This is a genomic window from Umezakia ovalisporum Ak1311 (genome assembly GCF_029891685.1).
GTDB classification, from domain to species: domain Bacteria; phylum Cyanobacteriota; class Cyanobacteriia; order Cyanobacteriales; family Nostocaceae; genus Umezakia; species Umezakia ovalisporum.
Genome location: NZ_JANQDJ010000088.1, coordinates 102,772 through 117,276, shown reverse-complemented (window position 1 = coordinate 117,276; position 14,505 = coordinate 102,772). Strand labels below are relative to the sequence as shown.

At 40.4% G+C, this 14,505-nt stretch carries 9 protein-coding genes and 2 pseudogenes; 5 read left to right on the top strand and 6 right to left on the bottom strand.

Going from position 1 to position 14,505, the window contains the following annotated elements:
* Positions 1 to 236: 236 nt before the first annotated feature.
* Positions 237 to 663 (bottom strand): annotated as a pseudogene (locus NWP25_RS18475) (hypothetical protein); the annotation flags it as partial.
* Between the two features lie 1,752 nt (positions 664 to 2,415).
* Here NWP25_RS18475 and rpoD point away from each other — a divergent pair.
* Positions 2,416 to 3,591 carry an RNA polymerase sigma factor RpoD gene (gene rpoD, locus NWP25_RS18470; protein ID WP_280651872.1) on the top strand — a complete coding sequence of 392 codons (1,176 nt, stop codon included), beginning with the start codon at positions 2,416 to 2,418 and terminating at the stop codon, positions 3,589 to 3,591.
* 133 nt (positions 3,592 to 3,724) lie between these two features.
* Here the strand turns inward: rpoD and NWP25_RS18465 are convergent, their stop codons facing one another.
* Both NWP25_RS18465 and gyrA read right to left on the bottom strand, forming a co-directional pair.
* Complete coding sequence (locus NWP25_RS18465; RefSeq protein ID WP_280651871.1) at positions 3,725 to 3,904, bottom strand: chlorophyll a/b-binding protein; 180 nt, start codon at positions 3,902 to 3,904, stop codon at positions 3,725 to 3,727.
* Positions 3,905 to 4,288: 384 nt separating this feature from the next.
* Positions 4,289 to 6,775, bottom strand: a complete 2,487-nt coding sequence (gyrA, locus tag NWP25_RS18460) for a DNA gyrase subunit A (protein ID WP_280686704.1) — start codon at positions 6,773 to 6,775, stop codon at positions 4,289 to 4,291.
* 225 nt (positions 6,776 to 7,000) lie between these two features.
* Between gyrA and NWP25_RS18455 the strand changes: the two genes are divergently transcribed.
* On the top strand, positions 7,001 to 7,405 hold the full coding sequence (locus NWP25_RS18455) for a response regulator (protein WP_280651869.1): 405 nt from the start codon (positions 7,001 to 7,003) through the stop codon (positions 7,403 to 7,405).
* A 318-nt stretch (positions 7,406 to 7,723) separates the two neighbouring features.
* Here NWP25_RS18455 and NWP25_RS18450 read toward each other — a convergent pair whose 3' ends face one another.
* Positions 7,724 to 8,578 (bottom strand): tetratricopeptide repeat protein, encoded by an 855-nt coding sequence (locus tag NWP25_RS18450; protein ID WP_280656373.1) that lies wholly within the window; start codon positions 8,576 to 8,578, stop codon positions 7,724 to 7,726.
* A 331-nt stretch (positions 8,579 to 8,909) separates the two neighbouring features.
* On the opposite strand from NWP25_RS18450, the gene NWP25_RS18445 reads away from it, so the two are divergent.
* The 3 genes from NWP25_RS18445 to NWP25_RS18435 all read left to right on the top strand — a co-directional run bounded on the left by NWP25_RS18445 (position 8,910) and on the right by NWP25_RS18435 (position 12,625).
* Positions 8,910 to 10,301 (top strand): efflux RND transporter periplasmic adaptor subunit, encoded by a 1,392-nt coding sequence (locus tag NWP25_RS18445; protein ID WP_280651867.1) that lies wholly within the window; start codon positions 8,910 to 8,912, stop codon positions 10,299 to 10,301.
* Positions 10,302 to 10,338: 37 nt separating this feature from the next.
* Positions 10,339 to 11,556, top strand: a complete 1,218-nt coding sequence (locus NWP25_RS18440) for an ABC transporter permease (RefSeq protein WP_280651866.1) — start codon at positions 10,339 to 10,341, stop codon at positions 11,554 to 11,556.
* A gap of 292 nt (positions 11,557 to 11,848) precedes the next feature.
* Positions 11,849 to 12,625, top strand: a complete 777-nt coding sequence (locus tag NWP25_RS18435; RefSeq protein ID WP_280651904.1) for an ABC transporter ATP-binding protein — start codon at positions 11,849 to 11,851, stop codon at positions 12,623 to 12,625.
* 171 nt (positions 12,626 to 12,796) lie between these two features.
* Here NWP25_RS18435 and NWP25_RS18430 read toward each other — a convergent pair whose 3' ends face one another.
* Both NWP25_RS18430 and queG read right to left on the bottom strand, forming a co-directional pair.
* Positions 12,797 to 13,432, bottom strand: coding sequence for an HAD-IA family hydrolase (locus NWP25_RS18430; protein ID WP_280699955.1), 636 nt, complete (start codon positions 13,430 to 13,432; stop codon positions 12,797 to 12,799).
* Positions 13,407 to 14,379, bottom strand: a pseudogene (gene queG, locus NWP25_RS18425) (tRNA epoxyqueuosine(34) reductase QueG). Before queG ends, NWP25_RS18430 begins: the two are co-directional and overlap by 26 nt.
* Between the last annotated feature and the right edge of the window lie 126 nt (positions 14,380 to 14,505).

The following is a 14,505-nucleotide window of genomic DNA, read 5'->3' as shown; positions in this document are numbered from 1 at the left end:
ACCTTCAAGCTTGTATGTGTCAACAAATCAGTTATGTTCATTGGATGGAAGATATTATGAGATGTTGACATTTTCACCTTTGATAGGACTACTATATCTAACTATGTAAAGTTTTGTAACGACATTCAACATTTCTGGCTTTATTAGAAATGTTGAATATCTTTAGAAAAGTTTTCATATTTCTGTATAGTAGTTTTATAAAGGGTGAAAATGTCAACAAAGCATAATATTTTCTAATTGATGAAATTATCCTCTGGTATTCCTGTGGTCAGGTTGAGGGAACTAAAAGTTTTACTTGGTGATTACCTAACAGCCATAGTAATTTACTTGTCAATGTGATGACTGTTTAATCAATTGAAAATATTGCGTATTTGTTATGTAACTTATTCTGGGCTTTTTTCTGAATTAATTGATTTAATTGCTGATATATTTTTTGGAATGGTTCTTGGCTTCGATGTGTGTTGGCTTTGGAGAATGTGCCAATGTTCAGGCTTTACCCTGTATAATTTAATCTTTTAAATAAATCCCGCATAAGCTATTGTCCAGTGCATAAGCTAGCCAATACTCCACAAACAGACGGCTATTTAGTACCGGATAATCGTTTTTTTGTAATGCACTGAGGATGTCTTTGACAATCTTCGGAAATGAATTTACAATCGTCATTAAACAATACCTTTTAGATAGCTAGGCCAAACTTTAATATATTTTGGGGAACTTTTGTAACCTATTTTTTAACGTTCAACACTTCTGAGACTTTATATCTTCTTTTTTTCCAAGCTTATGCAAAATTCCCATACAATAAAGGAGAAGAACCACGTATTTGGTCAGTGAGAGAATATCTTTCTTCCAGATTGATGGGGTAATTTTGCCACCATATTTTCCCATTACCCAGAAAACAAGCTTAAGCCCATATAATTTAATCAAAAACCATGCGTCTCTGGTTTGATTGCTTGGTCAGCAACAACGAAAACCGGAGGAATTTTTTTTGTGCTTTTTAGTCAGGGGAAATTGTTTGGTAAAGTACTTGAGAATCAAATTAACATAGCTATTAATTCTTCGGATGATGGAAAACATATAGATACATTATTGTCAATAGTATTTTCAACATAAATTGAGTATTACTCACAGATAGCAAGTGCATCAACACTTAATTAAGCTTTAAAAGCATCACTCCATAACTCATGGGTGAATTTCTCCCACAAGTTAGAAAAGCATTTGTTATGCTTGAATAGCAAAACGAAATCTTGTCTACCAACAGAATTGGTTAAACATCTTGGGGAATCAATATTAAAGAATAACAATATTGTCTTTAAGTGGCAACTGTTATACTTAACAAGATTTTTACTCAAAGCCACTCTGGAAGTAGTCCTAAACCGATAATCTGACTGCTCTATGTTCCAAGTTCTCACTGCTGATACCTGCCAATATTGCCGGGATGATGGCTATTATTTGGCCTGTATCATCTAAATTTTGGCCTTAAGTAGGCTAACATCTCTAATTTTCACTGTCAAATTTCTGCTGAATTGATTAAAATATCGATGTATACAATAAGAACGGTTTGTCAAGTTTCATAGGGTTGAAATCTCCGCAGTGCGCTAATGTTTGAGTAAGACCAATCAGCCAAATCTGAATTGTTTGCCATTGGGCTGATTCCGCCAGAGCCTCAACTCCTTAGTTCAGGCATGGGGCATAGGTAAGGTTAAGTGTCTTGAGACAAGCATGATGATTCTTGCTGTATTTACCCTGTAAGAAGCTCATGTAGTTCTTAAGATTGAACCATGAATAAAGGAAATGTAAAAATGAGTGCACTAATATTTCTCGCTGAAGTTAACATTAACAAAACTGCTTCTAAGTAATTAATGTTGCAAATCACACCTAAAGCTATGTAAAAGCCGGTTACTTTCCTGACAATGGAAAGATAAGGCCACTAGAATGCCAAAAGGTTTGAGAAAAAATTTAAGGGTATGACTACCATTTCCAATATTTTTTTGTTATTGGGGCTTTACCTTACTAAATGGCATCATGATTAATACACAAAAAGAGTGCAATTTTTGTGAAACAGGCTACAATCGGAAAAGTCTTTATCAGAAAATATGCCAGCATCCATATCACAGTGATATTTTGCTTATATGGAATGGTAGATTTTTGGTGTCAAGATAACTATTTATTGAGACGAATGAGTTAAAAGTTGTATGTCATAGCAACACATATGATTTCTAACTAAAATGGTCAAGTCAGCAGTTACTGCGACTTTTCACACACAGTCAGATATCCTCTAATAGAGGAACAAAACTTCCGAAAAGATTTCCGGGAAATCAGCCTAAAACCCTATTTTCGGTAGTTAACTAGCTCAATTAAAAGAGCAGTAAACACATCTTGAGTAATTGATTCTGCAAGGAGCATGAGGAACGCGGCATGAACCAGGCTAACAACGTACTCGAAAGCATTTATCAGCCTGACCTAGAAATAATAAATCAGCCTGATATCGAGTTAGAACTCTTAGTCGAAGAAGAAGAAGAAGAAGAGGACTTGCTGATTAACGATGATGGCGAAGATGAGTTTTTAGAGCCTCAGTCTGATGAGGACGACATAAAGTCTGGAAAAGCCGCTAAATCACGTCGTCGGGCACAAAGCAAGAAAAAGCACTACACTGAAGACTCGATTCGCCTTTATTTACAAGAAATTGGTCGTATTCGCCTATTGCGGGCAGATGAAGAAATCGAATTGGCTCGGAAAATCGCTGATTTGCTGGAATTAGAGAGGGTGCGGGATAGGCTGCAAGAACGCTTAGAAAGGGAACCTGAATATAAGGAATGGGCTCAAGAAGTACAATTACCAGAGCGGACATTTCTTTATCGCTTGCATATTGGTCGCAGGGCAAAAGATAAAATGGTGCAATCGAACCTGCGTCTTGTGGTGTCAATTGCGAAGAAATATATGAATCGTGGTTTGTCCTTCCAGGACTTGATTCAGGAAGGTAGTCTCGGTTTGATCCGCGCTGCGGAAAAGTTTGACCATGAAAAAGGTTATAAGTTTTCTACATACGCTACATGGTGGATTCGTCAAGCAATCACTCGTGCGATCGCTGACCAATCTCGTACTATCCGCCTCCCTGTTCACCTCTACGAAACTATTTCGCGGATCAAAAAAACTACCAAGTTGCTATCCCAAGAAATGGGTCGCAAACCCACTGAAGAGGAAATCGCCACTCGCATGGAAATGACCATTGAGAAGTTGCGGTTTATTGCTAAATCTGCCCAATTGCCTATTTCATTAGAAACACCTATCGGTAAAGAAGAAGATTCTCGATTAGGAGATTTTATTGAATCCGATGGTGAAACTCCAGAAGATCAGGTTTCCAAAAATCTGCTGCGTGAAGACCTAGAAAAAGTCCTCGATAGCCTCAGTCCTCGGGAACGTGATGTCCTCAGACTCCGCTATGGTTTGGATGATGGTCGCATGAAGACCCTGGAGGAAATTGGACAGATTTTCAATGTCACCCGTGAACGGATTCGTCAAATTGAAGCGAAAGCACTCCGTAAGTTACGCCACCCCAATCGCAACAGTGTGCTCAAGGAATATATTCGCTAGTCACTAGTCATGGGTCATTCGCTCTAAACAAATGACTCAGGAGAAATAACAAACAAGTAAAAAACCTGGTAGTGAATTGTCATCACCAGGTCTTTCTTTATTTTTTTATTTAGCTAATTCTGTGTAATCAAAGTTACAGAACGCCCCAGAAATGCAAGAAGCCTTGACCAGAAAACAACTCGATTAGCGCAGCTGCTAAAAAGCCAATCATTGCCAAGCGACCGTTCCAGATTTCGGCTTGGGGTGTAAAGCCCCAGCGCCAAGCGTTGCGATCTTCAGTTACAGGAGCATTAACGTTAGTTGCGTTTGTCATGGTTGGCACTCCAAACTATATTTACGAAGTATCATTGCTTTATGTAAACTAATATAACAAATATTTTCGGAAACGCAATGTTTATTTATAGTTTTGTTGCTATGTGTTGACTGAATTAATTCTTATTGGTAGGAAAAAGTATCTATTTTCAGTGGAATAAATTGGCCCAGACGAATATGTCTATTGCTAAATTTTAGCAATTATTTTGACATTTACTCGGATACTTTTGCTTTAAAAGTTGAGATTTTCCCTGTTTTTTATAGATAATCAAAATTTAGCAGTAGTTTTAACTTATAGAAAAGTTTAGCAGTTATCCAACTCAAAACCTCGTACAGATTCTACGTGGGAGGTTTGATAATTTCTAATTTTGTTTGTTTCTGGGGATTACATTTCCACTTCCATCACTGAGACAATTCTTTCATCGCGGTTAAGGTCAAGAATACTTTGACCTTGACTATCTCTACCCAAGATTGGCACTGTCTCCACAGGTATCCGCATAACACGCTCTTTATTGGTCACCAGTGCTACCTCACCAGAGGTGATGGACTGAACCATACCAGCTAAATTATCCGTTTTGCTGGCAAATTTCAGCGCTTGTGTGCCCAAATTACCTCGTTCAGCCGGTTTTAAATGACTCACAGGTAGGCGTTTAGCATATCCTTCTTCAGTAACCAGCAATAAGTTATCGTTCCCAGCCTCAGTTACACAGCCAACCATTTGTTGATGTTTGAGTAGGCGGAATGCTTGTAAACCTAGGGCTGTGCGACCCATAACAGGAAGTTGTTGATCGTCGGCGGCGAACTTTAACAAGCGCCCACCCGAACTGGCTAAAATTAGATTATCTTTGTCAGTAGTTAATTGGGTAAATAACAATTCATCATCTTCTTTAAGCTTCAAAATCGTAATTCCCCTACGAGTCAAATTCGTAAATTCTGCTAAAGACAGGCGCTTAATTCGTCCTGCTTTTGTGAGCAGTACCATTTGCTTGGCTTCCAAATTTTCCGATAGGATCAAGCGACTAACTAAGGATTCTTGAACCCCTTGAGCCGTACTACTGAGCATAGTAATCAGTGGTGTTCCCCGTGGAGAACGTCCAGTAGTAGGGGGAATATCTCCCACAGTCACAGGATAAACTTTGCCCCCACTGGTAATTACCAGCAACTCTTGATCTGTTGTAGTCAAATGTGTTCGGATCATGAAGTCATGATCATACAGAGGGTTTTCAGATTTCGATTTTTTTGCTGATGGCTGAAGACGACGCACATATCCCCGGTAGCTAAACTCTAAAACTACTTCTTCTACTGGTAGAGCAGATGGTAAATTTTGTTGAGCTATTTCCGCTACTTTATTTTTAGCTAAATCTTGATTACTGACAGATAATATCTGAGTTCGTCGGGGGTCGTTATACTTGCGCTTGAGTGAGCGCAAATCTTTTTTCAGTGTCTTCAGTAGTTCTCGGCGATCGCTGAGTAGTATTTGCAGTAAACTAATTTGTCTGCTGAGTTGCTCAAATTCTTGCTGCAAGTTACGCTGTTCTAAACTTGTCAGGCGACGTAATGGCATCGACAAGATAGCATCTGCTTGTTCCTCCGTCAAATCTAGACGGGTACAAAGGCTTATTTTTGCCCTACTACCATCAGCAGCTTGGCGCAAAATTTCAATTACTTGATCCAGTTGAGATAGAGCTTTTAGCAACCCCGACACTATGTGTAGCCGACTTTGTGCCTTACCTAACTCATAACTGTAGCGACGGTTCAGGGTTTGTTCGCGGAATCTCAAAAACTCTTGTAACATCTGCCGCAAACTCAACTGACGGGGTTGTCCATCTACCAATGCTAAGAGGATGGCCCCAAAGTTGGTTTGCAAAGCGGTTTGGTGATACAAGTTCTGTAGCACTTCTTGGGGGTTAGCATCACGTTTAAGTTCAATTACTACCCGCATTCCTTCGCGATCACTTTCGTCCCGCAAATCGGAAATTCCTTGTAGGCGGCCTTGATTGACTAAATCTGCTACTTTCTCAATCCAGCCAGACTTATTCACTTGATAAGGTAGTTCGGTGATAATAATTGCTGTGCGCCGCTTACTACCTTTGCTAGGTACAATTTCCTCCAACTTGGCCACTCCTCGCAGCACAATTCCACCCTTACCACTGGTGTATGCTTCCCGAATCCCAAAGTTACCAACTATTTCTCCACCCGTGGGAAAGTCGGGGCCGGGAATTAACTCCCATAACTTTTCATCTGACAAATCAGGTTGGTCAATTAAGGCAATCAACCCATCAACTAATTCTCCCAAATTGTGGGGAGGAATATTTGTGGCCATACCTACAGCAATACCAGAACAGCCATTCAGCAATAGAAAAGGCAATTCAGCAGGAAGTACCGTGGGTTCTTGTTGGGAATTGTCAAAGTTACCAACAAATTCCACAGTTTCATCACCAATTTCTGCCAACATACCCTCATGGCTGATGGGGGCGAGACGTGTTTCTGTGTAGCGCATCGCTGCTGGGGGGTCATTATCAACGCTACCAAAGTTACCATGTCCTGACAATAGGGGATAGCGGCTGGAAAATTCCTGCACTAACCTCACTAAGGCATCATAAACTGCTTGGTCACCGTGGGGATGGTATTTACCGAGCACATCTCCCACTACACGGGCGCACTTACGATAGGGTCTATCTGGGGTTAGACCTAGTTCATGCATGGCATATAAAATCCGGCGATGCACTGGCTTTAAGCCATCACGCACATCTGGTAATGCCCGCCCGACAATCACACTCATGGCATATTCTAGGTAAGACTGCTGCATCTCCGTGTGCAGGGCTGTTGTGATTACCTGTCCAGTGGAGAGAAGGTTTAACTGTTTTGCCATGAGTTTTTTCCCTGAAATTGAATTACACAAACGTCGCTTGAATTGAACACTGCAGCAAACACAGCATAACGGATGAAATAGGATTTCTCACACAATCTTGATGGTCAAAGGATCAACAGCAGTAGTATTATCCTTGATGACGGCGCTGCAATTTGATAATTAAAAAAAGCTAGACAACTGTTTTTCTCAGATATCATCTTCCTCTCCTTTATAAATTAAATTCTCATGAAAACTGTTTTAATTGTTGAAGACGATTTAATTAATGCTCGTGTTTTTTCTAAAATTTTGACCAAACGGGGTAGCTTACATGTCAAACATACAGAAAATGTGGAAGAAGTCATAAAAATTGCTCACTCAGGAGAAGCTGATCTGATTTTGATGGATGTTTCTCTGTCAAGAAGTGTTTATCAAGGTCGGTCTGTTGATGGTATCAAAATTACACAAATGTTGAAATCAAATCCAAAAACGGCAAACTTACCTGTTATTTTGGTAACAGCACATGCAATGCAAGGCGATCGTGAGAACTTTCTCAAGGAAAGCGGCGCTGATGGCTACATCTCTAAGCCCGTTGTTGATCATCAACAGTTTCTTGAGCAAATCATTGCACTTCTTCCCAAAGATATCCACTAAAAAGCGACTACTACCGTCAGGAATACTCGCCCAGTTATACTTTGGGCGAATAGTTCCTGGCTTAAATAGTATATATGTACTATAAGATGGTTTGTTGGATAACTGCTCAATGGATTTGGGATTTTAGATTTTGCATTTACCCAGACCTCTAGGATAGGAGGCTTGAGGATTTGGGATTGGTTGCATCCAGGAGGTGTAAGGGATTAACCAAAAAAATCTAAAATTGGCACAATCAAATGCAAAAGGCAAAGACTTGTTAATTTTTGCCTCTGGAAACAGCATTTGTAAATAGGCGTTAGGAATTAGCACCAAAGGTGATTAGTTTTCGTCTTGCTCTAGAGCTGCTTGAATGCGTGGCAATCCTAAGAATTTTTTCGCATCCGAAAGTAATCGTTCACCCCAGAGGTTTTCCTTGAGAAAATCTAAACTGGCATAGCGTTGATCGATGCGGATCGCAGTTTCTCCTATGGACAGTGCTTTTTGGCGCTCGCCTTGATTATACAATGCTATTGCTAATGCTAATAAAGGTTCTGCCGCTTGTTTGTCGATGTTAACAGAAGTTCGCCACTGTCTAATTGCACTTTGAACGTCACCTTGTTCGTATTTGATTAAACCAATGTTATTAATCGCTGGCCAGAATGTTTTATCTAAAGAAATAGATTTATTGTATTGAGCGATGGCTTCTGGTAATCGACCTAACATATAGTAAGCATTACCCAAATCAAACCATCCTTCTGGTTTATCAGCTTTTAACTTCAAACCCTCTTGGTAATGGGTCACAGCTGCTTGGTAATTTTGCTGATGAAAATTAGCCGAACCCAAAGCAAACACAACGTCAGCATTTTGGGGATTGAGGGATTGGGCTTTTTTTAACGCCGCCACCGCTGAATCAAAATCTTTGGTTTGCAAATGTAAACCACCCAACAAAAACCAGACCCTATCATTATTAGGAGCGAGTTGACTAGCCAATCTAGCTCGTGGTAGAGCCAAATCAAACTGCTGAAACTGTCCAAGTTGAGCTGCTTCTTGTGCTAAGCTCAACCCTTGTTTTTCTAAGGTTTCTGCATCTAGTTGCAGTGTAGGTGGTATCAGCGCCTGTGGGTGAGCTGGCTTTGGCATCATCCACAAACCACAGACAACCAAAAAAGAAATCAAACTAACATGTTTAGGCACACTACCGCCTCTTAGCCACAAATCAAGGAATCTTCCAGCTAGCTTAAACGATCTCTGATGGAGAAGAAAGGCAAAGTTGACCCTCAAGGGCAATTACCTATACCCTGGCAAAATTAATTTAACAGGTGAAGACGTAAACAAAGACTAAAAGCTAATATAAAGAAAGATTAAGCAACTATTAAGTGTTTAGTTGATGGGCATAGCAAGGTACTGTAGCCCAAAACGGGTTATCAGTCACGGCTATGAGTATTTAGTATTTAGCATTGAGTCCAGACATCTTTTAAATTTCTGCACTTGCTTGACCACAAGTGATATTCATAGGCTACTGTTTATGGTTCCGCAAATAGAATTTCCCTTCATTGGCAAAGTAAAATATCCGCTACGCTGGGCAATGGGCTTAATAGCAGTAGGTGTTTTAGGTGTGGGTACAACTATTACCCATAACCTAGTCAATCAGGGAACTGATGAACAAAATACTACCGAATTAACTGTTCCTGTAGAAGCACAAAATGTAACTTTACGGATTACTGCTAGTGGTAAAGTTGTTCCAGTTCAGAGTGTGAATATTAGTCCGAAAACCCCAGGTGTGCTGGCAAAGTTATATGTAGAACAAGGTGATAGGGTGGACCAAGGAAAAGTTCTCGCACGGATGGATGTGGGGGAGATCCCCGCCCAAATCCAGCAGAACCGCGCCAATTTAGCCCAAGCCCAGGCACAGTTAAATCAAGCTCGCGGGGGGAATCGTACTCAAGAAATTGCTCAAGGTAAAGCACAAGTAGATGCAGCCCAAGCACAGGTAAATTTCACCGAATCCCAGGTAAACCGCTATGGAAAATTAACAGAGCAAGGGGTAACTTCTCAACAGCAATTAGAACAGTATATTAGTGAAAACCAAAGGGCAAAAGCGAGTTTAGTAGAAGCACAAAAACGATTGTCACTATTGGAAAGTGGTAGCCGCAGTGAAGAAATTGCTGTCAGAGAAGCTGCTGTTACTGAAGCGCGAGCTGCATTACTACTGTTACAAAGTGGTAGTCGCCCAGAAGAAATTGCTCGACTTGAAGCAGTAGTAAAAGCTGCTGAAGGTCAATTGCAAGCGGCTGAAGTCAGGTTGCAAGATACTGTGATTCGTGCGCCCTTATCGGGAATTGTCACCCAGAAATATGCTAATGTCGGTGCTTTTGTGACTCCCACAACTTCCGCTTCCACCAGTGCATCAGCAACTTCTAGTTCTATTGTCGCAGTTGCACGAGGTTTGGAAGTACTCGCTCAAGTTCCAGAAGTGGATATTGGCAGAATCGAACCAGGACAGCAAGTAGAAATTGTGGCTGATGCTTATCCTGACCAAGTATTTAAGGGAAATGTGCGCTTGATTGCACCTGAAGCGGTAGTAGAACAAGGCGTTACATCCTTTCAAGTGCGGGTAGCTCTCGATACAGGTATAAATAAACTCCGTTCTGGCTTAAATGTAAATCTGACTTTTCTGGGCGATCGCCTCAGTGATGCTGTGGTATTACCTACAGTAGCAATTGTCACTGAAGAAGGTAGAACTGGTGTACTGGTAGCAGATGAAAAAAATAAACCCCAGTTTCGTGAAGTGACTATTGGGGCGCAAATCGAAAACCAAACTCAAATATTAAAGGGAGTAGAACCAGGTGATCGCGTATTTGTCAATCCACCTAAAAACTACATCATCCAAAAAGCCAAAGAGCAGAACAAGCAATAAAATTTTCAGCCTATTTTTGTGTTAATTACGAATTATCATGAACTTCCTAGAAAGTATGCAAATGGCAGGAAAAACCCTGCTGTCCAATAAGTTGCGTAGCGCCCTGACAATGTTGGGGATTGTTATCGGTAACGCTTCGGTAATTGCCATGATTGGGATTGGTGAAGGTGGACAAAGGTTTGTTGACAAACAACTACAATCTTTAGGCACAAATATGTTGTTTGTGATTCCAGGTAATCGCGCCACTCAGCGTATCTCAAGAGATATACCGAAAACTTTAGTATTTGAAGATGCCAAGGCCATCTCTAATCAAGTACCGACGGTAGCGGGAGTTACACCAGAGTTGAATAGTAGGCAGGTAGTTATCTACCGTAACCAAAACACCAATGTTAATATCATTGGCACAACTCCCTCTTTCCTAAAGGTTCGTGACTTTGAAATTGCCACAGGGCGATTTTTCACTGACATAGACATGAAACGAAATAACCAAGTGGTAGTCTTGGGCGCAGATTTGGCAGAAAGATTTTTTGGTGATAGTAACCCTATCGGTGAGCAGTTGCGGATTAAAAATGCCAGTTTTCAAATCATTGGGGTATTAACAAGCAAGGGCTCAAATTTGGGTGTGAATTATGATGAAGCAGCTTTGATACCTCTAGTGACAATGGCTAACAGAATTGTCGGGCGCACTTCTCCCTACGGATTAGAGTTAACTTATATTGCCGTCTCAGCTAAAAATGCCGAAAGCGTAGATGCAGCAAGGTTTCAAATTACTAATTTACTTCGTTTGCGGCACAAAATTATTGGAGAAGATGATTTCACAATCAATACTCAAAAGGATGCTTTGCAAATCGTCGGTCAAATCACAGGTGCATTAACTATCATGCTAGCTGCCATCGCTGGCATATCATTATTTGTAGGCGGTATTGGCATCATGAATATTATGCTGGTTTCCGTTACTGAACGCACCCAAGAAATTGGATTGCGGAAGGCAATAGGTGCAACAGAACAAGATATTTTGCTGCAATTCATCATTGAAGCTGTAATTGTTTCTGTTATTGGTGGTGTAATTGGGACTACCGTTGGTGTAACTAGTATTGTATTGCTAGCGGCAATATCTCCCTTAGAGGCAGCAATTTCTTTTACTGCCATCGCTACGGCTGTTGGTGTCTCTGGCGGTGTTGGTTTATTTTTTGGTGTCGTTCCCGCCCGGCGTGCGGCTCAACTTGACCCGATTGTAGCCCTGAGAAGTGCTTAGACCCTGAACTACCCCAGGGATAAATGCGGGTGATTGCAACTTACCACGTAGGCTTCCTTTATCCTCACAGAACCTAAACATTTTTGAGGAAAAAACAAGACTCAAACCCTTGGGGGGTAACGTAAATACATCAAGTCACCAAAAACGCCTGGAACCTATATATACCAACAAACTAATCAAAACGATGTCAAAGTCACTTCTGGTATACTTTTGAGACTATTTTGTCAGTGTTTTTGCTTAAGCTACCCTAAGAAATAAATAGACTCCTTCATTACCAATAACTAAAATTATGATGACAAACACTATTACAATTACCGGTGGTCTTGTTCCTGGTCTTGGGACGAAATCAGCAATTATACGCCTAGAGAATATTTTTAAAATCTATGGAAGTGGTGAAACTGAAGTCAAAGCACTCAACGATGTGAATTTAACTATCCATAAGGGTGAATATTGTTCAATTATGGGGCCTTCTGGTTCTGGTAAATCCACAGCCATGAATATTATCGGATGTTTAGATCGCCCCACCAGTGGAAATTATTACTTAGATAACGTTGATGTCGCTCAGATGAGTGATGGCGATTTAGCCAAAATTCGCAATAAAAAATTGGGGTTTGTGTTCCAACAATTTCACTTATTACCCCAACTGACAGCTTTAGAAAATGTCATGCTACCAATGGTATATGCCAGTGTTCACCCCAGGGAAAGACGTGATCGCGCTACGGAAGCATTAATAAAGGTTGGCTTAGAAAACCGCCTCAATAATAAACCCACTCAATTATCTGGTGGACAGCAGCAACGGGTAGCAATCGCTCGTGCTATTGTTAATCGTCCGGTTGTTCTTCTAGCTGATGAACCCACTGGCGCACTGGATTCTCAGACAACCCAGGAAGTGTTGGATATTTTCAGCGAGTTGAATAATAGTGGAATTACGGTTGTTATGGTAACTCATGAATCAGATGTAGCCCGTCAAACTCAACGCATTGTATGGTTTCGTGATGGCGCAGTAGTCCACAGCAACTTGACACCAAATGATTTGACTCAAGTAACTATGTCTTCAGAAATTAAATAATATCAAGTCTTCCTTGTACACAGGCTTACCCGGAGCTACCGCAGGAATGAATCCCGGAAATTCTACTTAAGTAAGAGTTATCTCAACTAATCTATTATCTGGGGAATGGTTTTGGAGTCATGGATATTAGTTAGGTTGTTCGGTAAATTTGAGGATTTAACCAACAACCTTTCAACACTTTTTGATTGCTTCTAGTAATTCCGTCGGTTGGTTAATCAAAAAATCTGGATTTTGTTTAGCTAAGGCTTCTGGAGAATTAAAACCCCAGGTTACTGCAATTACTTTGATATTAGCTTTTTTTGAGGCTTCTATATCCCTGGTTTCGTCACCGACATAAATGACTTCTTGAGTTTTGAGTTGTTTCTGTCTCAGTACGTTATTAATTATGGTTGTTTTGCCAAAAATTGTCACTCCTGAATAAATAAAGTCGAATAACTGATCTAATTCGTTATTTTTGAGGAAATCCGTGACGTTATCTTCAGAATTAGATGTAATGATTCCTAATCTATAACCTTCATTTTGCAGTTCTATTAAAGCTGCGGAAATTCCCGGTATTGGTTTAAACTCTCTAATTTTGTGTTTTAATTCTCCTTTAACTTTTTTGAGTAGAAACGGAATTTTAAATAGAGATATACCTGAGTATTTAATAATTTCTCTAGAGGTAAAGTTTCTCAGTAGTGCAAGTTGATCTGGAGTAATTTGTATATAACCAAATTCTAAAGCTAAACGATTGGCTATACTCACAAGAGCATCTACTGTATCGGCAATTGTGCCATCAAAATCAAAAATAATTACTTTTTGGGTCATTCTTTAAGTTTGGATGCGTCAAGATGAGCACGGGCATTTCGTCTCAACATTTCTGGCTTAATACGCCGCAATGCCGAGGCGGGAAATCGTTTATCCCATTCCTCTGTTGAGATGTTGGCTAATTCTACCAGTTGAGGTGCAATATTGGTAGGATAAGGCTGAAAATCTGCTACATTCGTTGTCTGTGCAAAACGCTGATTCCAAGGACAAACATCTTGGCAAATGTCGCATCCAGCAACCCAACCTTGTAAATTGCCTGATATTTTCTCTGGTAATGTTTCCGAGGGATTTTCAATGGTGTGGTAGGCGATGCAGCGATTTGCATCTACTACAAACGGTTGGGTAATTGCACTTGTGGGACAAGCTTCTAGACAACGAGTGCAGCTACCACAGTGTTCGGTGTGTGGGCGATCGCTTTCTAGTTCCAGATTTGTTAATATCTCTCCTAAAAATACCCAAGAGCCATATTCTCGAGTGATCACATTACCATTTTTGGCAATCCAACCAATTCCGGCTCGTTGCGCCCAGACTTTATCTTGTATTGGGCCGGTATCTGCATAATATCTGGCTTTAATACCTGCTTTGAGTGATTCTAGCCAAGCGGTCAAAGCTTTGAGCTTCTTATGCATCACCTTATGATAGTCTCTACCCCAGCCGTAACGAGCAATTTTGGCGTATTCTTGGCCTTCAGGACGTTGATTTGGTGTGTAGTAGTTGAGGGCGACACATATTAGCGATCGCGTTTCTGGCATGACTAAGCGAACATCTTGACGCTTGGGGTTATTCATCCATTTCATATCGGCGTGATAACCCAGGTTTATCCACGTTTGTAACCTCTGTGCTTCTGTATTATCTCCTCTATCTACAGTAGTAATCCCGACTTTGTGAAATCCTAACTCTTGGGCTTTTTCTTTAACTATACTGCTTGTTACAGAATCCTTATCCATTTTTCTTATGTGAATTTAGCCATGATTACGAGCGGCCCATTTATACATTATCTTGTCTAGACCTGTGTTAAACATTTGCTAACCCACCCATATGTAAAATTTATTTGCTTTTTGTTAAGAAATAAT